Origin of the sequence: Leifsonia sp. PS1209 (assembly GCF_012317045.1) — a bacterium.
Classification (GTDB): Bacteria; Actinomycetota; Actinomycetes; order Actinomycetales; family Microbacteriaceae; genus Leifsonia.
On the sequence record NZ_CP051154.1, the window covers coordinates 2,502,842 to 2,525,460 of the forward strand.

22 protein-coding genes are annotated in these 22,619 nt (G+C 69.0%); 2 read left to right on the forward strand and 20 right to left on the reverse strand.

What is annotated here, in order from left to right; translation table 11 throughout:
- Positions 1-10: 10 nt before the first annotated feature.
- From hisH to HF024_RS11960, 4 genes are all read right to left on the reverse strand, one after another.
- Positions 11-643 (reverse strand): imidazole glycerol phosphate synthase subunit HisH, encoded by a 633-nt coding sequence (gene hisH, locus HF024_RS11945; RefSeq protein WP_085370383.1) that lies wholly within the window; start codon positions 641-643, stop codon positions 11-13.
- On the reverse strand, positions 640-1,242 hold the full coding sequence (hisB, locus tag HF024_RS11950) for an imidazoleglycerol-phosphate dehydratase HisB (protein ID WP_085370384.1): 603 nt from the start codon (positions 1,240-1,242) through the stop codon (positions 640-642). The genes hisH and hisB overlap by 4 nt, the downstream gene beginning before the upstream one ends.
- Positions 1,239-2,342 (reverse strand): histidinol-phosphate transaminase, encoded by a 1,104-nt coding sequence (locus HF024_RS11955; protein ID WP_168689684.1) that lies wholly within the window; start codon positions 2,340-2,342, stop codon positions 1,239-1,241. The genes hisB and HF024_RS11955 overlap by 4 nt, the downstream gene beginning before the upstream one ends.
- 572 nt (positions 2,343-2,914) lie before the next feature.
- On the reverse strand, positions 2,915-3,283 hold the full coding sequence (locus HF024_RS11960; protein WP_168689685.1) for a LysM peptidoglycan-binding domain-containing protein: 369 nt from the start codon (positions 3,281-3,283) through the stop codon (positions 2,915-2,917).
- 265 nt (positions 3,284-3,548) lie between these two features.
- Here HF024_RS11960 and lexA point away from each other — a divergent pair, with 265 nt between their 5' ends.
- Positions 3,549-4,238 carry a transcriptional repressor LexA gene (gene lexA, locus HF024_RS11965; protein ID WP_168689686.1) on the forward strand — a complete coding sequence of 230 codons (690 nt, stop codon included), beginning with the start codon at positions 3,549-3,551 and terminating at the stop codon, positions 4,236-4,238.
- 40 nt (positions 4,239-4,278) lie between these two features.
- Here the strand turns inward: lexA and HF024_RS11970 are convergent, their stop codons facing one another.
- The 4 genes from HF024_RS11970 to hflX all read right to left on the reverse strand — a co-directional run bounded on the left by HF024_RS11970 (position 4,279) and on the right by hflX (position 9,899).
- On the reverse strand, positions 4,279-4,629 hold the full coding sequence (locus HF024_RS11970; protein ID WP_168689687.1) for a metallopeptidase family protein: 351 nt from the start codon (positions 4,627-4,629) through the stop codon (positions 4,279-4,281).
- Positions 4,630-4,723: 94 nt separating this feature from the next.
- Positions 4,724-7,081 (reverse strand): 5-methyltetrahydropteroyltriglutamate--homocysteine S-methyltransferase, encoded by a 2,358-nt coding sequence (metE, locus tag HF024_RS11975; RefSeq protein ID WP_168689688.1) that lies wholly within the window; start codon positions 7,079-7,081, stop codon positions 4,724-4,726.
- Entirely contained in the window at positions 7,078-8,073 is a 996-nt protein-coding gene (locus tag HF024_RS11980) for a methylenetetrahydrofolate reductase (RefSeq protein WP_168689689.1), read from the reverse strand. Before HF024_RS11980 ends, metE begins: the two co-directional genes overlap by 4 nt.
- A 290-nt stretch (positions 8,074-8,363) precedes the next feature.
- Positions 8,364-9,899 carry a GTPase HflX gene (gene hflX / locus HF024_RS11985; RefSeq protein WP_085370397.1) on the reverse strand — a complete coding sequence of 512 codons (1,536 nt, stop codon included), beginning with the start codon at positions 9,897-9,899 and terminating at the stop codon, positions 8,364-8,366.
- Between the two features lie 57 nt (positions 9,900-9,956).
- On the opposite strand from hflX, the gene HF024_RS11990 reads away from it, so the two are divergent.
- Positions 9,957-10,571 carry a methyltransferase gene (locus HF024_RS11990; protein ID WP_210723945.1) on the forward strand — a complete coding sequence of 205 codons (615 nt, stop codon included), beginning with the start codon at positions 9,957-9,959 and terminating at the stop codon, positions 10,569-10,571.
- A 37-nt stretch (positions 10,572-10,608) separates the two neighbouring features.
- On the opposite strand, the gene dapF is transcribed toward HF024_RS11990, so the two are convergent.
- The 12 genes from dapF to HF024_RS19855 all read right to left on the reverse strand — a co-directional run bounded on the left by dapF (position 10,609) and on the right by HF024_RS19855 (position 22,552).
- Entirely contained in the window at positions 10,609-11,490 is an 882-nt protein-coding gene (gene dapF / locus HF024_RS11995; protein WP_168689690.1) for a diaminopimelate epimerase, read from the reverse strand.
- 2 nt (positions 11,491-11,492) lie between these two features.
- Positions 11,493-12,395, reverse strand: a complete 903-nt coding sequence (gene miaA / locus HF024_RS12000; RefSeq protein ID WP_247597437.1) for a tRNA (adenosine(37)-N6)-dimethylallyltransferase MiaA — start codon at positions 12,393-12,395, stop codon at positions 11,493-11,495.
- 134 nt (positions 12,396-12,529) lie between these two features.
- Entirely contained in the window at positions 12,530-14,140 is a 1,611-nt protein-coding gene (gene miaB, locus HF024_RS12005) for a tRNA (N6-isopentenyl adenosine(37)-C2)-methylthiotransferase MiaB (RefSeq protein WP_168689691.1), read from the reverse strand.
- 82 nt (positions 14,141-14,222) lie between these two features.
- Positions 14,223-15,152: a regulatory protein RecX gene (locus tag HF024_RS19850; RefSeq protein ID WP_247597096.1), complete on the reverse strand. Its 930-nt coding sequence runs from the start codon at positions 15,150-15,152 to the stop codon at positions 14,223-14,225.
- 95 nt (positions 15,153-15,247) lie between these two features.
- Positions 15,248-16,321 carry a recombinase RecA gene (recA, locus tag HF024_RS12015; protein ID WP_168689692.1) on the reverse strand — a complete coding sequence of 358 codons (1,074 nt, stop codon included), beginning with the start codon at positions 16,319-16,321 and terminating at the stop codon, positions 15,248-15,250.
- 168 nt (positions 16,322-16,489) lie between these two features.
- Positions 16,490-16,714 (reverse strand): DUF3046 domain-containing protein, encoded by a 225-nt coding sequence (locus tag HF024_RS12020; protein ID WP_085370403.1) that lies wholly within the window; start codon positions 16,712-16,714, stop codon positions 16,490-16,492.
- Positions 16,715-16,804: 90 nt separating this feature from the next.
- Positions 16,805-17,116 (reverse strand): helix-turn-helix transcriptional regulator, encoded by a 312-nt coding sequence (locus HF024_RS12025; RefSeq protein WP_055895785.1) that lies wholly within the window; start codon positions 17,114-17,116, stop codon positions 16,805-16,807.
- 157 nt (positions 17,117-17,273) lie between these two features.
- Positions 17,274-17,774, reverse strand: coding sequence for a CinA family protein (locus HF024_RS12030; RefSeq protein ID WP_168689693.1), 501 nt, complete (start codon positions 17,772-17,774; stop codon positions 17,274-17,276).
- Positions 17,761-18,384 carry a CDP-diacylglycerol--glycerol-3-phosphate 3-phosphatidyltransferase gene (gene pgsA / locus HF024_RS12035; RefSeq protein ID WP_085370406.1) on the reverse strand — a complete coding sequence of 208 codons (624 nt, stop codon included), beginning with the start codon at positions 18,382-18,384 and terminating at the stop codon, positions 17,761-17,763. Before pgsA ends, HF024_RS12030 begins: the two co-directional genes overlap by 14 nt.
- A 5-nt stretch (positions 18,385-18,389) precedes the next feature.
- Entirely contained in the window at positions 18,390-21,230 is a 2,841-nt protein-coding gene (locus tag HF024_RS12040; protein ID WP_168689694.1) for a DNA translocase FtsK, read from the reverse strand.
- 96 nt (positions 21,231-21,326) lie between these two features.
- Positions 21,327-21,818 carry a GNAT family N-acetyltransferase gene (locus HF024_RS12045; protein WP_085370409.1) on the reverse strand — a complete coding sequence of 164 codons (492 nt, stop codon included), beginning with the start codon at positions 21,816-21,818 and terminating at the stop codon, positions 21,327-21,329.
- A gap of 62 nt (positions 21,819-21,880) precedes the next feature.
- Positions 21,881-22,552, reverse strand: coding sequence for an FtsX-like permease family protein (locus HF024_RS19855; RefSeq protein WP_247597097.1), 672 nt, complete (start codon positions 22,550-22,552; stop codon positions 21,881-21,883).
- Positions 22,553-22,619 lie beyond the last annotated feature (67 nt).

Sequence of the window (22,619 nt, forward strand, 5' to 3'; positions counted from 1 at the left end):
GCCTGTCGGCTTAGAGGGTGCCGATCCAGTTGCGCAGCAGCTGGATGCCCGCGCGTCCGGACTTCTCCGGGTGGAACTGGGTCGCACTCAGCGGCCCGTTCTCGACGGCCGCGATGAACGGCTGGCCGTGCGTGGCCCAGGTGACACGCGGCTTCGGGAACGGCGGGACCACATCCAGAGTCCAGTCCTGCGCGGCGTAGGAGTGGACGAAGTAGAACCGTTCGTCGTGCAGCCCGTCGAACAGCGCGGAGTTCTCCGGAGCGTCGACCGTGTTCCAGCCCATGTGCGGCACCACGTCGGCCTTCAGCAGGTCGACGGTGCCCGGCCATTCGCCGAGCCCCTCGGTTTCGAGACCGTGCTCGACGCCGTGCTCGAACAGCACCTGCATGCCGACGCAGATGCCGAGGACCGGGCGTCCGCCGGCGAGGCGCCTGTCGACGACCTCGTCGCCGTGGGATGCGCGCAGCGCGTCGATGACGGCGGCGAACGCACCGACACCGGGAACGAGCAGCCCGTCCGCCTCTTGCGCGCGCTTGCGGTTGCCCGTCAGCTCGACGTTCGCACCGGCCTCTTCGAGCGCCTTGACAGCCGAGTGGACGTTGCCCGTCCCGTAGTCGAAGACGACGACATCGGGTTTCGTCACAGCGCCCCCTTGGTGGAGGGGATGCCGGTGATCAGCGGGTCGAGCGCCTTGGCCTGGCGGAACGCGCGGGCGAACGCCTTGAACTCGGCCTCCGCGATGTGGTGCGGGTCGCGCCCTCCGACGACGGTGATGTGCGTGGTGATGGCGGCGTTGAACGAGATGGCCTCGAAGACGTGGCGCACCATCGACCCGGTGAAGTGACCGCCGATGAGGTGGAACTCGAACCCGGCAGGTTCGCCGGTGTGCACGAGGTACGGACGTCCGGAGATGTCGACGACCGCCTGCACCAGCGCCTCGTCCAGCGGGACGAGGGCGTCGCCGTACCGGGAGATGCCGCGCTTGTCGCCGAGCGCCTGCTTGATGGCCTGACCGAGGACGATGCCGATGTCTTCGACGGTGTGGTGCACGTCGATGTCGGTGTCGCCGCTCGCGCGGACCCGGAGGTCGGTGAGCGAGTGCTTCGCGAACGCCGTCAGCAGGTGGTCGTAGAACGGCACGGACGTCTCGATGTCCGTGGCGCCCGTGCCGTCGAGGTCGATGCTCAGCTCGATGCTGGACTCGCTGGTCTCCCGCTGCAGGGTGGCGATGCGATTCGTCATGCCAGCGAGTTTACCGGGGCGCCCGGACGCCCGAGCGCCGCGAGAGCGTCGAGGAAAGCGGTGGTCTCCTCCTCGGTGCCTGCTGTAACGCGCAGGTGGTTCGGGATGCCGACATCCCGGATGAGCACCCCGCGTTCGAGCAGCGCTTCGAACGTCGCATGCGGGTCGGCGACGCCGCCGAACAGCACGAAGTTGCTTCCACTGCGGTGCGGCTGGTAGCCGAGCCGGGCGAGCTCGGTGACGAGCCGGTCGCGCTGGGTGCGGATCTCGCCGACCATCGCCAGCATCTCGGCGGAGTGGGCGAGCGCCGCGACGGCGGCGGCCTGGGTCAGCGCGGAGAGGTGGTACGGCAGGCGGACGAGGCGGAGTGCATCCACCACGGCAGGATCGGCGGCGAGGTACCCGACGCGCGCACCGGCGAACGCGAACGCCTTGCTCATGGTGCGCGAGATCAGCAGCCGCGGACGCCCCGGCAGCAGGCTCAGCGCCGTCTGCTCGCCGTCCGGCATGAACTCGGCGTACGCCTCGTCCACGATCACGATGCCACGCGCGGCGTCGTATGCGGCCTCGATGGTCGCGAGGGACAGCGGCGTGCCGGTCGGGTTGTTCGGCGAGCACAGGATCACGATGTCCGGGTCTTCCCGCCGGATCTGCTCTGCTGCGGTCTCGGCGGAGAGCTCGAACTCGTCGTCGCGGGCGGCGGCGATCCAGCCGGTGCCTGTTCCGGATGCGAGGAGCGGGTACATGGAGTACGTCGGGGAGAACCCGAGCAGGGTGCGGCCCGGTCCGCCGAACGCCTGCAGGATGTGCTGCAGCACCTCGTTGGACCCGTTCGCCGCCCAGATGTTCTCGGCGGTGAGCCCGTGCCCGAGGTACCGCGCGAAGCTCTCGCGCAGCTCGGTGAACTCCCGGTCGGGGTAGCGGTTGACGCTCCCGATCGCGGCGGAGATGCGGGCGACGATGTCGGCGGCGACGTCTGCGGGCACCGGATGCGTGTTCTCGTTCACGTTCAACGCCACGGGAACGACCTTCTGGGGCGCTCCGTACGGGGTCTTCCCCCGCAGGTCATCACGAATCGGCAGATCGGAAAGAGAGGTCACCCATCAATGCTAGTCACGCCGCGAGCCGTGTGACGCCGGGCTGCGCGGGCCCGGGCAGCTCCGCAACCCACCGCGCGCATCTATCCGCTCAAACGGAGTCCCCCGCCGACACGCCGCCAGCCCCTCCGCCCAGACGGAGAATACACGCACGACCGCCAAAAGTTCCGTATGAGCGGATTCCCGTCGCACGCGCTGCCCTACGGCCCATTCCGCCCATTCGACCCCCCACTTTCTCCGGTCAAACGGAACCCTGCTGAGACACGCCGCCAGCGCCTCCGCTCAAGCGGAGAACGCGGCCCACGTTGCCACACGTTCCGTGCGAGCGACGCCCAGCGTGGCACCCATCGCAGCCTTCCAGCACGCTCCCACACAGCCGCGTAGACACCCACCCCCGCGGGCACCCGGGAGCGGACGCCCCCCGCCGTAACTTCGCTCACGCCTCCGCCGCAACTTCGCGAAGGCCCCTTCTCTGCTTCGCGTACGGACTATTTCGCGAAAGGGGAACTACTTGGCGCACGGACTACTTCTCGAAAGGGGGCCCACTTCGCGTACGGACTACTTCGCGTACGGCCCTACTTCGCGTACTGGGACGGGATCGCGAGCTGCTGTCCGGGCGAGACCACCGCGGTGTCGAGCTGGTTCAGGGACACGATGCTGGCGATCACGTCGCGTGGGTCGGCACTCGGCGCGACCTTCTCGGCGATGCTCCACAGGGACTGGCCCGACTCGACCGTGACGTACTGGAAGCGCACGTGGGCCTGGTCGCCGGAGGCGAGGGCTCCCCCGCCGTTGAGGGCGAAGACCAGGGCCCCGACGATGAGCGGGACGGAGGCGAGCGTGGTGAGGACCGCGCGCCCACGGCGCGTGAGACGCAGGCGCGTGCGAGCGCCGGCGGGCGCCTGGAACTGCGACGACGACATCGTGACCGTTGCTGTGCTCATGCTGTTGACCTCCTAAGATTCCGCACCCGGTGCTTGGCCGGCAGGCCGGATGCGAAGCTGTGTTCCGAATATATCTTCGAATGTTCGAAACCACAACCGTGATTCAGTGGCGAAAACATCCGGGCGATTTCGAGACACGCTCGAACACATGTTTGTTTTAGCCCTGCATCGTGGATACAGTTTCGATTGTCTGGACTTCACTCAACCAGGCACCACCGACATTCGGGCCGGCCGGATGCGCAGACGGGTCACGAAAGGGACGACCGTGGCGAACGACAACCAGGGAGCACGCGAGCGCGGAGGCACGCGCAGACGTAAGAACCTGAGCGACAAGCAGCTGGCCATCCTCGACGTCATCCAGCGCTCGGTGAGCCAGCGCGGCTATCCGCCGAGCATGCGCGAGATCGGAGACGCCGTCGGCCTCTCCTCGCTGTCGAGCGTCACGCACCAGCTCAACCAGCTCGAGTTGAGCGGATACCTGCGCCGCGACCCCAACCGGCCGCGCGCGCTCGAGATCCTGATCGACCTGCCCTCCAACTCGTCCGAGTCCGTCGACTACGAGAACCAGACGCCCGTGGGCGACGCCGCGATGGTGCCTCTGGTCGGCCGCATCGCCGCCGGTGTCCCGATCACCGCCGAGCAGCAGGTGGAAGAGGTCTTCCCTCTCCCCCGCCAGCTGGTCGGCAACGGCGAGCTGTTCATGCTGAAGGTCGTCGGGGAGTCGATGATCGACGCGGCCATCTGCGACGGCGACTGGGTGGTCGTCCGCACCCAGAAGACGGCGGAGAACGGCGACATCGTCGCGGCCATGCTCGACGACGAGGCAACGGTCAAGGTCTTCCGCCAGCGCGACGGCCACACCTGGCTGCTCCCCCGCAACTCCAACTTCGAACCCATCCTGGGCGACTACGCCGAAGTCCTCGGCAAAGTCGTCGCCGTCCTCCGCGCCGTCTGACCCCCGAAACGAGGCGAGGCGGGACGAGCGGGGCGCGCGGTCAGGCCCAGCCGAGTTCCTGGAGGCGAGCGTCGTCGAGGCCGAAGTAGTGGCCGATCTCGTGGACGAGGGTGACGCGCACCCGGGCGCGCAGCGCATCCATCGTCGACACGCTCGCCGCGAGATTGTTGCGGTACAGGGTGATCCGGTCGGGCAGCTCGCCGAAACCGTACACGCCGCGCCTGGTCAATGGATGCCCGCTGTACAGCCCGTAAAGGCGCGGCCTCGCGCCGGGAGGCTGGTCCTCGATCAGGATCGCGACGTTCTCCAGCGGCTCGACCATGTCGGCCGGAAGCGCATCGAAGACCTCTCCCACCAGTGCCTCGAACGCGTCGGCGTCAATCTCCACCATTCCCCCATCCTCGCCCCGCACGCGACAGAGCCCGGGGTTTTTCGCCGCAGACGAACAGACTGCGGCGAAAACCCCGGGCTCAGAAGCGAACGTGCTACACGGGAGTCGGCGCCGAGGCGGAGGCGCGCACGGCACGCGTCGCCTCAATGATGTTGCGCAGCGACGCAACGGTCTCGTCGTAGCCGCGCGTCTTCAGCCCGCAGTCCGGGTTCACCCACAGCTGCCGCCCGGGGATCGCCCCGAGCGCCGTCTCCAGCAGCTCGGTCACCTCGGCCACCGACGGCACGCGCGGCGAGTGGATGTCGTACACCCCCGGGCCGATGCCGTGCTCGAACCCGGAGCTCTGGATGTCGTGCACGACCTCCATGCGCGACCGTGCCGCCTCGATGCTGGTGACGTCCGCATCCAGGTTGCGGATCGCGTCGATGACCACGCCGAACTCCGAGTAGCAGAGGTGCGTGTGGATCTGCGTCTCGTCGCGCACGCCGGAGGTCGCGAGCCGGAACGATCCGACCGACCAGTCCAGGTAGGAGGCGTGGTCGGACTTCTTCAGCGGCAGCAGTTCGCGCAGGGCAGGCTCGTCCACCTGCACCACCCGGATGCCCGCGGCCTCCAGGTCGGCGATCTCGTCGCGGAGCGCCAGCGCCACCTGCCGCGCCGTCTCGCCGAGCGGCTGGTCGTCGCGCACGAACGACCAGGCGAGGATCGTCACCGGCCCGGTCAGCATGCCCTTGACCGGCTTGGGCGTGAGGCTCTGCGTATACGTCGACCACTCCACGGTGATCGGCTTCGGCCGAGACACGTCACCCCAGAGGATGGAGGGGCGCGTACAGCGCGAGCCGTACGACTGCACCCAGCCGTTCTGCGTCACCGCGAACCCGTCCAGGTTCTCGGCGAAGTACTGCACCATGTCGTTGCGCTCGGGCTCGCCGTGCACGATGACGTCGATGCCGATCTCCTCCTGCAGGTCGACGACGCGCTTGATCTCGTCGCGCATCCTGCCCAGGTATTCGGCCTCGGTGATGAGTCCCTTGGCGAACTGCGCACGCGAGCGGCGGATGTCGCCCGTCTGCGGGAACGACCCGATGGTGGTCGTCGGCAGGAACGGCAACCCGAGGGCTGCATCCTGCGCGGCCAGCCGGTCGGCGTACTCTCCGCGGGCGAAGTCGGCCTCCGTCAGCGCCTCCTCGCGCTCGCGCACGGCCGGCACGCGCACGCCCGGCGCCGACGCGCGGTCGGCCAGGGCGGCGGAGGCGGCGCTCAGCTCTTCCTGGATGGCCTCGTGGCCGTCCACCAGCCCGCGCGCCAGCGTGGCGACCTGCGCGACCTTCTGGTCGGCGAAGGCGAGCCAGCTCTTCAGCTGGTCGGACAGCTCCGGCTCGTCGTCCACGTCGTGCGGAACGTGCTGCAGCGAGGTGGAGGTCGAGACGGCGACGTCCGGGCTCAGCGACAGCAGCTCGGTGAGGGTGCCGAACGCGGCTTCGAGGTCTCCGCGCCAGATGTTGTGCCCGTCGACCACGCCGCCGACGACGGTCTTGCCCGACAGCCCGGATGCGGTCGCGGCGTCGAGCCCGCGCGGAACGGCCCCGCGCACCAGGTCGAGCGAGATCGCCTCGACCGGGGAGGCGGCGAGCACCGGGAGCGCGTCGTCGAGGCTGCCGTACGGCGCTGCGACGAACAGGGCGGGACGGCCCGGCACCGCGCCGAGCGTGTCGTACGCGGTCGCCAGGGCGGCGAGCACCGCATCCCGCGGCTCGTCGATGGACTCGCTCACGAGCGCAGGCTCGTCGAGCTGCACCCACGGTGCACCGGCAGCGGCGAGGCGCGACAGCAGCTCGGCGTAGACCGGCAGCAGGTCGCCGAGGCGCGACAGCGGGCGGAAGCCCTCCGGCGCCTCGTCGCTCGCCTTGCTGAGCAGCAGGAAGGTCACCGGCCCGACGATCGCCGGACGTGTGACGAAGCCTGCGGCCTTCGCCTCCTCGAACTCGCGCACGATGCGATCGGACGCGAGCCGGAACTCGGTCTCCGGCCCGATCTCCGGCACGAGGTAGTGGTAGTTGGAGTCGAACCACTTGGTCATCTCCAGCGGCGCGTTCTCGCCCTCTCCGCGGGCGATCGTGAAGTATCCGGCGAGGTCGACGGACCCGTCGGCATCCGCGAGCGCGGCGAACCGGGACGGGATGGCGCCGACGGTGACCGCGGCGTCGAGCACCTGGTCGTAGTAGCTGAAGCTCTCCGGAATGGATGCGTCATCGCGGCCGAGACCGAGCGCGTCGAGCCGGTCCCTGGTGGCGGCGCGGAGGTCTGCGGCCGTGGCCTCGAGTTCGTCGGCGGTGATCGTTCCCGCCCAGAAGCTCTCGACGGCCTTCTTCAGCTCGCGGCGGCGCCCGATGCGCGGGTAGCCGATGATCGTCCCCGTGGGGAACGGGATGCGAGGAGTGGTGTCGGTCATGCTGGTTCCCTTTCGGTGGTGCTGGCGTCGGTGGTCGTGGTGGTCGTCGTGGTCTGATGCACGGGCGCGGCGGCCCCGAGCAGCCCCACCCGCTCCAGCACCGACAGCACCGCCTCGTGCTGGTTGAACGTGTACAGGTGGATGCCCGGAGCGCCCCCGTCGAGCAGCTTCTGCGCGAAGTCGGTCGCCCAGGCGATTCCGATCTCCCGCTGCCCCTCCTCCGTCGGCTCGACCTCGAGCTGGATCGCGAGCTCGCTCGGCAGGTCCTCCCCGCTCAGCTCGAGCATCCGCGTGAGCCTGGCCGGACTGGTGACCGGCATGATGCCGGGCAGGATCGGGAAGAGCACTCCGGCATCCCGGGCCTTCTGCGCGAAGCCGAGGTAGTCCTCCGGGTGGAAGAACAATTGGGTGATGCCGAGGTTCGCGCCCGCCGCCTGCTTGGCGAGAAGGGTGTCGATGTCCTGGCTGACGCCGTGCGACGTCGGGTGGCCGTTCGGGAACGCCGCGACCGCGATCTGCACGTGCTCGCGGTGCGACAGCACGGTGCTCGCCGGAAGGCCGGGCACGGGCAGCTCGCCGTACGGCACGCGCTCCGCCTGCACCCGGTGGATGAGCTGCACCAGCTCAGCAGAGCTGTGCAGGTCGCCGAGGCCGGTCTCCCCCGGCGCCAGGTCGGCGGGCGGGTCGCCGCGCACCGCGAGGAACCGCCGGATGCCCGCATCCAGGAACTCCCGGATGAGCTGGGCCGCCTCCGCGTGCGACGAGCCGACGCAGGTGAGGTGCGCCATCGGGCTCACGTCGGTGTGGTCGAGGATGTAGCGCAGCACGTCGAGCGACGACGACCGGGACGACCCGTTCGCGCCGTATGTGACGGAGATGAAGTCCGGATGCGCGGCCGCGAGCTTCTGGATCGTCGCGGGCAGCGCCTCGGCGGCGCGCGCATTCCGCGGCGGGTACAGCTCGAAGGAGAACCGCGCGTCCGTACAGCTCATGGCGTCCTCTGGTGTCGGTGGTGAGACGCTGAACCCCGCCCGGGGCCGCGCCCGCCTCGGTCAAGGTGGGACCCCGCCGCCCGGCGGAAGCCGGTCGGTGAGGTGGTTCGCGGGCGGGTGCCGGGCTCGGCTGTCGCACCACCGAGCGGGTGCCCGCTGCGGTTGAATGGCAATCTACAACCCTTTGGTCCCGGTGTCGCCGTTCTGTGTCATCGTGTGACGATCGAGGGCTCCGGAAACGCAGAAGCCGGGACAGGATGACCCTGTCCCGGCTTCGTGACGTCTCGACGTCAGACGGTCTGCTCCACGGCGAACGCCTCGAACACCGACAGGTATTCGGGCATCACCTTGGCCTTGACCCTGGTGCCGTCTTCCACGTAGTCCGTGGAGATGACCCGCCCCCGCTCGTGCAGCGCCGAGATGAGGTCGCCGCGGTCGTACGGGACGACCAGGTCGACCTCGACGGAGCGATCGGGCAGCAGGCGCGCGATGGCGGCGAGGATCTCGTCGATCCCCTCACCCGTGCGCGCAGAGGCGAAGATCGCGCCGGGCTCGAGCCCGCGCAGCACCAGCCTGTCGTCCGGCGAGACCAGGTCGGACTTGTTGAAGACCACGATCTCCGGCAGCTCGCGCGCTCCCACCTCACCGATCACATCCCGGACCGTCGCCAGCTGACTGGCGGGGTCTGGATGCGAACCGTCCACCACGTGGACGATCACGTCGGACTCCGCCACCTCTTCCAGCGTGGAACGGAACGCCTCGACCAGCTGGTGCGGCAGGTTGCGCACGAAGCCGACCGTGTCGGCCAGCGTGTACAGGCGGCCGTCGGCGGTCACCGACTTGCGCACGGTCGCATCCAGTGTCGCGAACAGCGCGTTCTCGACGAGCACGCCCGCCTTGGTGATGCGGTTGAGCAGGCTCGACTTGCCCGCGTTGGTGTATCCGGCGATGGCCACCGACGGCACCGAGTTGCGGTTGCGGTTCGCCCGCTTCGCCTCGCGCGCCGGCTTGAAGCCGGCGATCTGCTTGCGCAGCTTCGCCATCCTGGTGTGGATGCGGCGACGGTCCAGCTCGATCTTCGTCTCACCAGGACCACGCGACCCCATACCGGCGCCTGCGCCACCCACCTGGCCACCGGCCTGGCGGGACATCGACTCACCCCAGCCGCGCAGACGCGGCAGCAGGTATTCGAGCTGTGCGAGCTCGACCTGCGCCTTGCCCTCCCGGCTCTTGGCGTGCTGGCTGAAGATGTCGAGGATCACGGCCGTGCGGTCGATCACCTTCACCTTCACCACGTCTTCGAGCGCGCGTCGCTGGCTCGGGGCCAGTTCGGTGTCCGCGATGACCGTGTCTGCGCCGAGCGCAGCGACGATCCCGGCGAGTTCCTGCGCCTTGCCCTTGCCGAGGTAGGTGCTGGGGTCGGGATGCGGCCTCCGCTGCAGCAGACCGTCGAGCACCACGGCGCCCGCCGTCTCCGCCAGGGCGGCCATCTCCCTGATCGAGTTCTCCGCATCCTGCAGCGTGCCCTGCGAGTACACGCCGATGAGGACGACGTTCTCGAGCCGCAACTGCCGGTATTCGACCTCCGTGACGTCTTCGAGCTCGGTGGACAGCCCGGCGACGCGGCGCAGCGCTGCCCGCTCCTCGCGGTCGAACTGGTCGCCGTCGTGCCCTGCATCGTCGGTGTGCTCGGTCTGCAGCGCCTGCGCGCCGCCGCCGAACAGCGTCATTCCTGCACGGCTCTCCGCACTGGCGAGGACGCGGGCGACGACGTCGTCGTCGCGCGTGTCGTCCGTGACCTGATCCGTGCTTACATGTTCATTCATCTGAAAATCCTGCATCTGGGTTAACCCTAGTTTGTTAGCGTCCTGTACGGTCCTCTTATGGCCAGCGGAGATCACTACTTTTCCCCGGCGCCCGAGAGTGAACTGAAGCTTCGCCCGATCACGGTCGGTCTCGCTGGACAGACCTACGAGTTGACGACGGCGAACGGAATCTTCAGCCCCGAGCGCGTTGACACGGGTACGCGAGTGCTCCTCGACCATGTCCCCTCCGCGCCGCCCGGCGGTCAGCTGTTGGACCTCGGATGCGGCTGGGGGCCTGTGGCTCTCACACTTGCTCTCGAATCCCCTCACGCGACCGTCTGGGCCGTCGATGTCAATACCCGAGCGTTGGACGTGGTGCGCAGGAACGCGCAGAAGCTCGGACTCACCAATGTAAACACATCCACGCCGGATGATGTTCCCGATGATGTATTTTTTACGACGATCTGGTCGAATCCGCCCATCCGGGTGGGCAAGAACGAGCTGCACAACCTGCTGGAGCGCTGGCTTCCGCGTCTCGAGCCCGGCTCGGATGCGTGGCTCGTGGTGCAGCGCAACCTCGGCTCCGACTCGCTGCACCGCTGGATGCAGGCCACCTTCCCCGACCTGACCACCACCCGCGCGGCCACCTCCAAGGGCTACCGCGTCCTCCGCGCCCGCCGTTCCGCCGACTGACGCCCCGCGCCGCGACCCCTCCGGCTCTGAGTGCGGGTCAGGCGAGGTCGAGCGTGCCGGTGTAGACGAGTTCGGCCGGACCGGAGAGTGCGACGTGCTCGCCGTCCTCCGTCGCGAACATGCGCACACCCACCGTGCCGCCGGGAACATCCACGCGCCACTGGTTGGGCGCACCCTGGCCTGCCCAGTAGCGCACGGCCAGCGCCGCAGCAGCCGCGCCCGTGCCGCAGGACAGCGTCTCTCCGCTCCCTCGCTCGTGCACGCGCATCCGGATGCGTCCGACGCCGTCGACCACGAGCGGCTCGTGCGGCACGACGAACTCCACGTTCGCGCCGTCCACGGGCTCCGGCTCGATGTGCGGGATGTAGCTGAGGTCGGCGGCTTCCAGCTCGGACTCGTCGGCCACGGCGACCACGACGTGCGGGTTGCCCATGTCGATCCCGAGCCCCGGCCGCGCGACCGGAAGTTCTTTCGCCCGCACCAGCGGCTCTCCGCCGTCGAGCGCCCAGCGGCCGAGATCCACCTGGAACCCGGTGAGGTTGCGCTGCACATCGCGCACGCCGGAGCGGGTGCCGATCGCGAGCGTGTCTCCGTCGGCGAGTTCGACCAGCCCGGAGGCGATCAGGTAGCGCACGTACACCCGGATGCCGTTGCCGCACATCTCCGCGGGCGACCCGTCGGCGTTGTAGTAGTCCATGAACCACTCGGCGCCGTCGTCCTCCGCCAGCGCTTCCGCGCCCTCCGGCAGGTGCTTCGACCGCACGGCGCGGATGATCCCGTCCGCGCCGATCCCGAAGTGCCTGTCGCAGATCTCGGCGATCTGCGTGGGGGTGAGGTTCACCTGGCCGTCCGGGTCGGAGAACAGCACGAAGTCGTTTCCCGTGCCCTGACCTTTGGTGAAGTGGAGGGTTGTCGCCATGCTCACAGCCTACCGAGCGCCGCAGCAGTCAGATTCTCGTCGTCGTAGTCCAGCCAGTGGATGCGCGGGTACCGCTTGAACCAACTGACCTGCCGCCGCGCATACCGCCGGGTGAGCTGCTGCGTCTGGGCGATCGCCTCCGCGCGGGTGAGTTCGCCGCGCAGTTCCGCGAGCGCCTGGGCGTACCCGATGGCGCGACTCGCGGTGACGCCGCGTTCCAGCCCGAACGGGATGAGGGCCTCCACCTCGTCGAGGAGCCCTGCCTCCCACATCCGCTCGACGCGCGCATCCAGTCGCGCGGTGAGTTGGTCGCGCGGGGCGGCGAGCCCGATGATCGTCGACGGCCGCCACGGCACGGGCTCTTCGGGCAGGGAGGCGCTGACGGGCTCGCCGGTGAGCGCGACGACCTCCAGAGCGCGCACCAGCCTCCGCCCGTTGCTCGGACCGATGTTCGCCGCAGCGGCGGGGTCGGCGTCGAGCAGGCGGCGGTACAGCATCCCGGGCCCGTGGGCGACGAGCTCGGCTTCGAGCTGCGCGCGCAACTCGGGGTCGGTGCCGGGGAACCGGAAGTCGTAGATGACGCTCGACACGTACAGCCCGGACCCGCCGACGAGGATGGGCACGTTGCCGCGATCCAGGATGCCGGTGATGGTCGCGCGCGCTTCCGGCTGGTAGCGGGCGACGGTGGCCTCGTCGGTGACGTCGAGCACGTCGAACAGGTGGTGCGGGATGCCCCGCCACTCCCCCTGCCCGATCTTCGCGGTGCCGATGTCCATGCCCCGGTAGAGCTGCATGGCGTCGGCGTTGACGATCTCCGCCCCGCGCCCGTCGGCCAGCAGCCGCTCGGCCAGCGCGAGCGAGAGGTCGGTCTTGCCTGTGCCGGTCGGCCCCACGATGGCGACGATGGGGGTGGATGCGGAAGGCGCGGCGCTCGGCGTCGGTGCGGTGTTCGGTGCGGGCGCGGACACGGCGGCCGCGGTCAGCGAAGGCGTCGCCACGCCGTCGGCAGACGACACCGGCGGCTGCGCGGCGGGCGCGGTCAGCGCAGGCCGTCCGTCGGGTCGTAGATGGGCATCGTGCCGACGCCGGGCGAGGTGAGCGGCTCGCCGACGCGGAGGGTGGGGAGGCCGAGCGAAACGCGGCCCTTTCCGCCGGAGGCCACGCCGTCGGCGTGCGTCGGGACCGCGCAGGACTCCGCTTCCGCCCTGTCCCACGCGTCGCCGGCCCTGGTGCGCCGGATGGCGAGGGGTGCTCCGTCGGCCGAGTCGGCGATTAGGTAGAAGGGCGCAGCCTGGGTGACCGTCACCGTGACCACGTCGCCGGGCCGCGGGACGGGCGAGCCGGCAGGGACCTCGAAGTGCACGAGGCGGCTGTCGTGGGCGCGCCCGCTGAGGCGGTGGGTGTCGGCGTCTTTGCGGCCCTCGCCGTTGGCGACGAGCAGCTCGACCTGGCGGCCGATCACCTTCTGGTTCTCTTCGAGCGAGATCCGCTCCTGCAGCGCGGTCAAGCGCTCGTACCGGTCTTGCACGACCGCCTTGGGGACCTGGTCGGCCATCGTCGCCGCGGGGGTGCCGGGACGGATCGAGTACTGGAACGTGAACGCGGAGGCAAAGCGCGCCGCTTCGACCACACGCATCGTCTCGAGGAAGTCTTCCTCGGTCTCGCCGGGGAAGCCGACGATGATGTCGGTGCTGATCGCCGCATCCGGCAGCTTCGCGCGGACGCGGTCGAGGATGCCGAGGAACTTCTCGGAACGGTACGAGCGGCGCATCGCCTTGAGGATGCGGTCGGACCCGGACTGGAGCGGCATGTGCAGCTGCGGCATCACCGACGGCGTCTCCGCCATCGCGTCGATCACGTCGTCTGTGAACGCCGCAGGGTGCGGGCTGGTGAACCGGATGCGTTCCAGCCCGTCGATCTCGCCGGCGGCGCGCAACAGCTTGGAGAACGCCTGACGGTCGCCGAACTCGACGCCGTAGGAGTTGACGTTCTGGCCGAGCAGCGTGACCTCGATGGCACCGTCGTCGACGAGCGCCTGGATCTCGGCGAGGATGTCGCCGGGGCGACGGTCCTTCTCCTTGCCGCGCAGCGATGGCACGATGCAGAACGTGCAGGTGTTGTTGCACCCGACCGAGATGGACACCCAGCCGCTGTAGCTGGAGTCGCGCTTGGTCGGCAGGGTCGACGGGAAGGTCTCGAGCGACTCGAGGATCTCGATCTCGGCGGCGTCGTTGTGCCGCGCCCGCTCCAGGAGGCTGGGCAGCGAGCCCATGTTGTGCGTCCCGAAGACCACGTCGACCCACGGCGCTTTCTCGAGGATGACGTTCTTGTCTTTCTGGGCGAGGCAGCCGCCGACGGCGATCTGCATGCCGTCGTGCCGCTTCTTCACGGCGGCGAGGTGCCCGAGGTTGCCGTAGAGCTTGTTGTCGGCGTTCTCGCGGACCGCGCAGGTGTTGATGACGACGATGTCGGCCTCTTCACCGTGTGCGGCGATGTAGCCCGCCGCTTCGAGCGAACCGCTCAGCCGCTCGGAGTCGTGCACGTTCATCTGGCAGCCGAACGTTCGGACCTCGTAGGTGCGCGCCCGACCGTCCGGGCGGACGGCCGCGTCCGACGGCGCGATGGTGCTTCGCTCTTCGGTGATGCTCATAGTGCGACAAGTTTACGTTCGACGCGGTGAAGAACCGAACCGCGCGAACGACGCCTGATGGCGCACGTCGACTCGGGGCACACTACTGGAACCGCACCCCGCCGCGACGGCCCCGGGTGGCGAGTGCCGCATCCATCGCCTGGCGCACGATGGCGGAGCTGTAGCCCTTGCGCGCGAGGAAACCGTGGAGCCTGCGCTTCGCCGTCTCGTCGTCGTAGGTGGACAGCTGCCCGACACGCTTCATGGCCAGCTCGGTGGCGCGTTCCAGCTCGTCGTCGTCGGCGATCTCGGCGAGGGCTTCCTCGATGAGCTCCGGCGCGATGTGCCGCCTGTTCAGTTCCTGGGCGATGGCCGACCGGCCAAGACCCTTGCGGTTGTGCTGGGTATAGACGAGCGTGACGGCCAGCGCGGCGTCGTCGAGCAGGCCGACGCTCTCGAGCCGGTCCAGCTCGGCCTGGGCGACGGCCGGGTCGATCTCGCGCTTGGCGAGCACCTGCTCCAGCTCCCACCGCGACATGCCTCGCCGTGCGAGCTGGTGGATCGACACGTTGGATGCGCGCTTGACCTGCTTCTCGGCGACGCTCTCCGTGCCGCGCGCTGCTCCGCCACGCTCCGGCTCATCCCCGGAGTCCGACGCGTCGTCGCCGCGCGACCCACCGGCATCGTCGGTGGAGTCTTCCAGGAACGCCTTCGACCACAGACCCGTCGTGCGCTTGCGATCGGCCGCCGCGCGCTCACTGTCCGCAGCCGCCTGCCCCGTGGACGGAAAGGCGACGACCGGACGAGGCGAATCGCTCTCCGCCGCGTTCGTGTGCGCGCCTCTGCCCAGCCGGGAGGGATGGTCGGCGCCGCGAGACCGCGGCAGGTAGGTCACCGGGGCCAGCTGCTCCGGAGCACGGTCCTCAGCGGCCGCGCCGCGAGCAGCAGCACCGTCACCGGCCGTGCCGTCGCCCGCGGGCCCACGACCCGCGTCCGACTCGGACTCGGACTCGGAGGGAAATCGCACCACCACGGGTCACTCCTCGTTCTTCTCGCCGTGCTTCTCGCCTCGATCGAATCGTGTGGCACCCAGCGACCTCACGGCTGCCGGGTGCCACACGGCGGACGCTACGCGCCCTTCTTCGCCTGCAGCTTCGCCTCGATGGACCCGACGTTGTCGGGCGCCTCAGCGACCGCGTTGGGGTCGGCGACGATACCGAGCTTGATCTTGATCTTGTTCTCGATGTCGAGCGCGATGTCGGGGTTGTTGATGAGGAAGTTGCGCGAGTTCTCCTTGCCCTGGCCGAGCTGGTCGCCCTCGTAGGTGTACCAGGCGCCGGACTTCTTGACGATCGCGTGCTCGACACCGAAGTCGATCAGGCTGCCCTCGCGGGAGATGCCGACACCGTAGAGGATGTCGAACTCGGCCTGCTTGAACGGCGGTGCCATCTTGTTCTTGACGACCTTGACGCGGGTGCGGTTGCCGACGGCGTCCGCCCCGTCTTTCAGGGTCTCGATACGACGGATGTCGAGGCGGACCGACGCGTAGAACTTGAGCGCCTTACCACCGGCGGTGGTCTCCGGGCTTCCGAAGAAGACACCGATCTTCTCGCGCAGCTGGTTGATGAAGATCATCGTGGTGTTGGTCTGGTTGAGACCACCGGTGAGCTTGCGGAGCGCCTGCGACATGAGGCGGGCCTGCAGACCGACGTGGGAGTCGCCCATCTCGCCCTCGATCTCGGCGCGGGGCACGAGGGCTGCGACGGAGTCGATGACGATCAGGTCGATGGAGCCGCTTCGCACGAGCATGTCGGCGATCTCGAGCGCCTGCTCACCCGTGTCGGGCTGTGACACGAGCAGGGCGTCGATGTCGACGCCGAGCTTGCGCGCGTATTCGGGGTCGAGTGCGTGCTCGGCGTCGATGAAGGCGGCGATGCCGCCTGCACGCTGCGCGTTCGCGATGGCGTGCAGAGTCAGCGTGGTCTTACCCGACGACTCCGGACCATAGATCTCGACGATGCGGCCACGCGGGAGGCCGCCGATGCCGAGCGCGACGTCCAGGGCGATCGAGCCGGTGGGGACGACCTCGACGGGTGCGCGCTCGTCGCTGCCCAGTCGCATGACCGAGCCTTTGCCGAACTGGCGGTCGATCTGCGCGAGCGCGGTCTCGAGCGCCTTTTCGCGGTCTGCGGGTGATGGCATGTGCGGTTCTCCTTCTCGGCTTCGCTAACGAGATCGACTGTACGGGGGACGTCCGACACCCGGACATCGAGCGCGCAAACTGTGGACAACCCGTTTTCGATTGCCGTTGTGAAGGAGTCTAGCTACATCCGAACATATCTTCGAGACTTTCGAATGCGGCGTGTCGCGTCAGCGCTTCGGAGCCGGCTTGCCTGCGCCGTACCAGTGCGACTGCGGCACGCCGGTCTCGCGGCAGAGCGCGATCCACACCTCGCGCGGGGCGACCCCGGCTGCGAGCGCCTGCTGAGCCGTGCGGTTGCCGAGTTCGCCGAGCACCAGGTCGGTCGTGAGCGCCTGGCCGTACGTCGAACCGAACTCGTCGAGGATCGCGCGCTGGAACTCACTCAACTTCATGGGACCACCCTACGTGTCTGGACCGACGCTCTCCGTCGGCGGAAACGAAAGACGCCCCGGTCTCCCGGGGCGTCTTCTGATGAGTCTGAATCAGCGTGCGACCAGATCCGCGTCCATCGCCGACACGAACTCGTCGGGGACGGTGTCGGGGATGATGGGCTCGATCCCCTCCAGCACTGCGAGGCGGTCACCGACCTCGCGCATGATGACGGAGATGGGGGTGTCCAGCGCTTCGGCGACCGAGGCGAGAATCTCGGACGAAGCTTCCTTCTGACCGCGCTCGACCTCGCTGAGATAGCCGAGGGCGACACTCGCCTTGCTGGCCACCTGTCGGAGCGTACGGCCCTTTTGCAGGCGGAAGTCCCTGAGCACGTCGCCGATTTCCTGACGTACAAGAATCATTCGGAGCCTCCTTCTTCTACCCTGCCGACGGATCGGACCTTGTTAGGGATGCCAACACTAGCGCATCTTATGAGGCTCAACGATATCGATGACGACTGGGCTTTTCTTGTGAATGCAGCAGGTGTAACGAGACCGTAACAGCACGTATTCCCGCCGGTTACGACGGATCGAGACCGACCTCATCGGCCAGCTCCGCGAGCACCCGCTCGACCACCTGACGCCGGATCTCCGCCCGCGTCCCGGTGAGCGCGAGCTCGACGGCGCGCGTCCCCTCCGCGGTGGAGATCCCGACGAACACCGTGCCCACCGCGCGGCCGCCCTGTGGGTCGGGTCCTGCGACGCCGGTGGTGGAGAGACCGATGGACGCCGGCCTGCCGTCGACCGCGAGCGCATCCCGGACCCCGGAGGCGAGCTGCCTGGCGACCTCGGGATGCACGGGGCCCTCCGCCGCGAGCAGGGCCGCATCCACGCCGGTGAGCGTGTGCTTCAGCTCGGTGGCGTAGACGACCACACCGCCGAGCACCACCGCGGATGCTCCGCCGACCCTGGTCAGTTCTGCGCAGAGCTCCCCGCCGGTGAGGGACTCCGCCGCCGCGACGGTGAGACCGCGGTCGGCGAGGTACGGGATGAGGCGTGCGGCCAGGTCAGGCGACGGCACGCTTCGCCCTCCGGCCCTTCCAGGCCTGCCAGAGGTAGTCGAACCCGGTGACGACGGTGAGGATCACGGCGACCGTCATCACGATGCCGTTGACCCAGAACACCCAGTCGCCGAACAGGGTCCAGAGCGGGAACAGCGCCAGGCTGATGGCGACGGACTGCACGATGGTCTTGATCTTGCCGCCACGGGATGCGGCGATGACGCCCTGCCGGATCACGACGAAGCGGTACACGGTGATGCCGATCTCGCGCACCAGGATGACGATGGTCACCCACCACGGGAGCTCGTTCAGGATGGAGAGTGCGACCAGGGCGCCGCCGGTGAGCACCTTGTCGGCGATCGGGTCGAGCAGCTTGCCCAGCTCGGTGACGAGGTTGTTGCGCCGGGCGATGGCGCCGTCGACGCCGTCGGTGGCGATGGCGATGACGAACAGCACGGCCGCCGCCCAGCGGAGCCAGCCGTCGTCGCCGGCGTCTGCCAGGAGCATCCACACGAACAGCGGAGCGAGCAGGATGCGCACCACGGTGATGATGTTGGGCAGGTTCCAGTTGCTCGCCCGTGCTGGCGTGCCCTCCGCCGGGGCAGGCGGAGGCGTGTCGTGCACCGACATGTGCTCTACTCCCTGTCGGTCAGCTGCCAGGCGTCCTCGTCCGAGTCGCCGTCCACCTCAGGATAGCCCTCGGTCATCCGTGCGACCGGGTCTCCGCCGTACTGGTCGTCGTCCATCGCGGCGACGGACGCGGCGGGCGCAGCGGACACAGCAGGCGCACCGGACGGGGCGGGCGCAGCGGGCGCACCTCCGCCGGGCGATTCCTCGCCGCGCAGCATCGCGAGCACGGACGGGAGCTGGTCGGCCGTGGCGAGCACGTCCCTCGCCTTCGAGCCTTCGGACGGGCCGACGATCTCGCGCGATTCCAGCAGGTCCATCAGGCGCCCCGCCTTGGCGAAGCCGACCCGGAGCTTGCGCTGCAGCATCGAGGTGGAGCCGAACTGCAGCGACACCACCAGCTCGGCGGCGGCGAGCAGCAGCTCGAGGTCGTCGCCGATGTCGGAGTCGATCTGCTTCTTCTCCGCGGCGGCGGCGACATCCTGCCGGTACTCCGGACGCGCCTGCCTGGTGACGTGCTCGACGACCTTCTGGATCTCGGCCTCGTTGACCCACGCGCCCTGCACGCGGATCGCCTTGGACGCCCCCATCGGCAGGAACAGGGCGTCGCCCTGGCCGATGAGCTTGTCGGCGCCCGGCTGGTCCAGGATGACGCGCGAGTCCGTGACACTCGTCACGGCGAAGGCCAGTCGCGACGGGACGTTCGCCTTGATGAGGCCGGTGACCACATCCACCGACGGCCGCTGGGTGGCGAGCACCAGGTGGATGCCGGACGCACGCGCGAGCTGCGTGATGCGCACGATCGAGTCCTCGACGTCTCGCGGTGCGACCATCATCAGGTCGGCGAGCTCGTCGACGACGACGAGGAGGTACGGGTACGGCTTGAGCGTGCGCTCGCTGCCGGCGGGGAGGACGATCTCATTGTTGACGACGGCCTTGTTGAAGTCGTCGATGTGCCGGAAGCCGAAACTCGCGAGGTCGTCGTAGCGCATGTCCATCTCTTTCACGACCCACTGCAGCGCTTCCGCTGCCTTCTTGGGGTTCGTGATGATGGGCGTGATGAGGTGCGGCACGCCGCTGTAGATGGTCAGCTCGACGCGCTTCGGGTCGATCAGCACCATGCGAACGTCCGACGGCTTGGCGCGCATCAGCAGGCTGGTGATCATCGAGTTGACGAAGCTCGACTTTCCGGAGCCGGTGGAACCGGCCACGAGCAGGTGCGGCATCTTCGCCAGGTTGGCGACGACGAACCCGCCACCCACGTCTTTGCCGACGCCGATGGTCATCGGGTGGGTGCTCTTGGTCGCCGCGCCCGAGCGCAGCACGTCGCCGAGGGAGACGATCTCGCGATCGGAGTTCGGGATCTCGATGCCGATGGCGCTCTTGCCGGGGATCGGGGACAGGATGCGCACTTCGTTGCTCGCGACCGCGTACGACAGGTTCTTGCTGAGCGCGGTGACGCGCTCGACCTTCACACCGGGGCCGAGCTCGATCTCGTACTGCGTCACCGTCGGGCCCCGCGAGTATCCGGTGACCTGCGCGTCGACGCCGAACTGCGTCAGCACCTCAGTGATCGCCGCGACGATGTCCTCGTTCGCGCTCGACCGGGTCTTGGCCGGGGTTCCCGCCGAGAGCATCCCGGCGGAGGGCAGGTGGTACGGAGCGGCGGGCTCCGAGGCGGACGGGATGGCGGCGGTCTCGTCGAAGTCGTCCGCGCCTGCACCCTGTGCGTCGGGGACGAACCCGGGGAGCACGGCGGGCGCTGCCGCAGCGGCCGGGGGCCACGGAGCGGGAGCGGCGGGCGCGATCTCGCCGGTGAAGCGCTTGAGGGCGTCCTCCGCGTTGGCGAGCTCGCTGAGCACCTCGGTGTTGTAGTGATCGCTGGCCGGATCGGGCTCGAGGGCCGTGGCGAACTCGCCCTTGCCCTTCTTGGGACGGTCGCCGAACACCTCGGTGATGCCGTCTTCGACCACGGGGGTGTCGAACGCGGGGTCCTCCTCGCGACCGGACTTGTTCCTGCGCCACCAGGGCAGGTTCGCCTCCTGCTCGCCGTCGTCGCCGTCGACCCCGTCGAGTTCCACCTGCTGGGTCTTGGCCTCCTTGGCGGCCTGACGCTCCTCCTCCGTGGGAAGCTGCGCGCCGAACAGGTATGCGTAGAGCTCGCGCACCCGGACGCCCACCTTGTTCGGCGGGGTCTTGGTGATGATGAAGATGCTCAGGATGAGCAGCACGATGATCACGGCGGCAGCGCCGTACGGCGTGATCAGCGCGGAGAGCGGTGCGGCGAGCAGCCAGCCGAGCACTCCCCCGGCCTCAGCGAGCTTCGCCATGCCGTCGCTCGGCTGCGGGTGCGCGCTGAAAAGATGGCAGAGCCCGGAAATCGTGATCAACAGGATGCTCAGCCCGATGCCGATGCGGGTGTTGTCGTGGACCGAGCTGGGGTGTCGGAACAGCCACCCGGCGAACAGGACCATGATGATGGGCAGCGCGAACGCGACGCGGCCGAACAACATGCCGAACGTCCACGCATCCAGGGTGCGGGCGACCTCGTCGTTGATGAGGAACCACTCGACGACGGCGCCGGCGACGGCAAGGAGGACGAGGAAGAACGGGAAACCGTCCCGGCGCTCCTCCTTGGCGAGCTTCTCGGGCCCGAGGGCGCGGAAGGCGGCGCCCGTGAGATGAGCGAGGCCCATCCACGCGCGGACCAGGGGGTTCGGCCCCGCGTCGGCGGTCGGGTATGCGACCGTTTTCTGGGTCGCGGTCTTCGCCGCCGGCTTGCGCGCGGCCGAGCCGCCGCGGCCGGAGGAGTTCCGTGCGCGCGATGTCGACTTGGTGCTCGTAGCCATAGGGTCCACGGTACTTCGCGCCCCCGTCTTCCTGCGGTTACCGCGCGCTGATTGTGGAAAATCGGTCGCAGGCCGGTTCTGTGCAGGAGAGCCGGGTCAGTGCACGGCTCTGACCATCGTGTCCGCGTTCTCGCCGGACGCGACGGTGATGTATCCCTCGCTGATGTAGAGGCGCTGGGCGAAGTTCGCGCGCTCGACGCTCAGGCTGACGCGGCTGTGCCCGGCGGCGCTCGCCTGCCGGGCGACCGCCTGCAACAGCGCGCGCCCGACGCCTCGTGCACGCCACTGGGTGTTCACGCCGAGCGTCAGCTCCGGGACGCCGACGGCCACGAAGCCGTAGCCGGGCGCATTGGCGGGGAACAAGCGCCCCCAGCACGCCCCCACCGGCACGTCGCGCGCGTCGATCGCGACAGATCCGAAGTCGCCCGGCCGCATCCAGCCGCTGACGTAGCGGGACACCTTGGTGTCGTCGAGCACGGCGACCCTCGGCCGGCTGGTGGCCGGGTTCCAGTTGGACGCCTCGACGAGCATGTCGGCGAGGAAGCGCGCGTCGTCTCCGGTCGCCGCCCTGATCCGGAATGCTGTCATGCAGGAACGCTACCGGGAGACGTGTAACAGCGAGGTTACGAAAACCGCCGCGCGCCTGCCCGTCAATACCGGATGGCGTCGATCACCTTCACCCGCACCGCGACGAGCGCAGGAAGCAGCCCGGCGAGCGCTCCGACGGCGGTGGCGGCGACCATCCCGATCACCGCGGCCTCCACCGGGAACGGCGGCAGGTCGGACACCATCCCGCGACCGATCAGCTGCTCGAGCCACGGACTCTTCACGATCAGGATGGACAGGCCGACGCCCGCCGCTCCGGCGACCATCGTCGCGACGACGCTCTCCATCATCACGGCGAAGAACACCCGCCCGGCCGTCGCCCCGAAACTCCGCCGCACCCCGATCTCCCGGATGCGGTGGCGCACCGTCACCAGCGCGATGTTGACGAGCCCGAGAGCGCCGAGCAGCAGCACGAGCACGGCGATCCCTCCGACGGCGAGCTTCAAGAATCCGAGGGGATCGTCGCCGTGAGCCAGGTAGTCCTGCCGGTTGACGCTCGCCGTTCCTGCGCCGAGCGACTGGTCCAGCTCCTCCCGGATGGCCTGGGCGAGAGGATCGGCCAGGTGCGGCGGCACCCACGCCTCCAGGTTCGCCGGTGCGCCGCCCGTGTAGTCGACCGACATCAGCGGAGCGGACGCGGGGGTGAGCACGTACGCCGACGGCGTCATGTCCTCCCCGGCGGGTGTGCGGAAGACGCCGACGACAACAGCCGTCACTTCCCCATCGCCGCTCAGGACGCGTGCGGTGGGGTGCGACGCGAGCGACGGCGAGCCCAGCTTGCGC

Excerpts from the sequence above, each read along its gene's own strand:
- dapF (WP_168689690.1), bottom strand. The coding sequence starts at position 11,490 with ATGGCGACAACCCTCCACTTCACCAAAGGTCAGGGCACGGGAAACGAC.
- HF024_RS11980 (WP_168689689.1), bottom strand. The coding sequence starts at position 8,073 with ATGAGCTGTACGGACGCGCGGTTCTCCTTCGAGCTGTACCCGCCGCGG.
- recA (WP_168689692.1), bottom strand. The coding sequence starts at position 16,321 with ATGCCATCACCCGCAGACCGCGAAAAGGCGCTCGAGACCGCGCTCGCG.
- HF024_RS11970 (WP_168689687.1), bottom strand. The coding sequence starts at position 4,629 with ATGGTGGAGATTGACGCCGACGCGTTCGAGGCACTGGTGGGAGAGGTC.
- HF024_RS11990 (WP_210723945.1), top strand. The coding sequence starts at position 9,957 with ATGGCCAGCGGAGATCACTACTTTTCCCCGGCGCCCGAGAGTGAACTG.
- hflX (WP_085370397.1), bottom strand. The coding sequence starts at position 9,899 with ATGAATGAACATGTAAGCACGGATCAGGTCACGGACGACACGCGCGAC.
- HF024_RS11960 (WP_168689685.1), bottom strand. The coding sequence starts at position 3,283 with ATGAGCACAGCAACGGTCACGATGTCGTCGTCGCAGTTCCAGGCGCCC.
- hisB (WP_085370384.1), bottom strand. The coding sequence starts at position 1,242 with ATGACGAATCGCATCGCCACCCTGCAGCGGGAGACCAGCGAGTCCAGC.
- HF024_RS12025 (WP_055895785.1), bottom strand. The coding sequence starts at position 17,116 with ATGATTCTTGTACGTCAGGAAATCGGCGACGTGCTCAGGGACTTCCGC.
- pgsA (WP_085370406.1), bottom strand. The coding sequence starts at position 18,384 with ATGTCGGTGCACGACACGCCTCCGCCTGCCCCGGCGGAGGGCACGCCA.
- HF024_RS12045 (WP_085370409.1), bottom strand. The coding sequence starts at position 21,818 with ATGACAGCATTCCGGATCAGGGCGGCGACCGGAGACGACGCGCGCTTC.
- HF024_RS12020 (WP_085370403.1), bottom strand. The coding sequence starts at position 16,714 with ATGAAGTTGAGTGAGTTCCAGCGCGCGATCCTCGACGAGTTCGGTTCG.
- miaB (WP_168689691.1), bottom strand. The coding sequence starts at position 14,140 with ATGAGCATCACCGAAGAGCGAAGCACCATCGCGCCGTCGGACGCGGCC.
- HF024_RS12040 (WP_168689694.1), bottom strand. The coding sequence starts at position 21,230 with ATGGCTACGAGCACCAAGTCGACATCGCGCGCACGGAACTCCTCCGGC.
- metE (WP_168689688.1), bottom strand. The coding sequence starts at position 7,081 with ATGACCGACACCACTCCTCGCATCCCGTTCCCCACGGGGACGATCATC.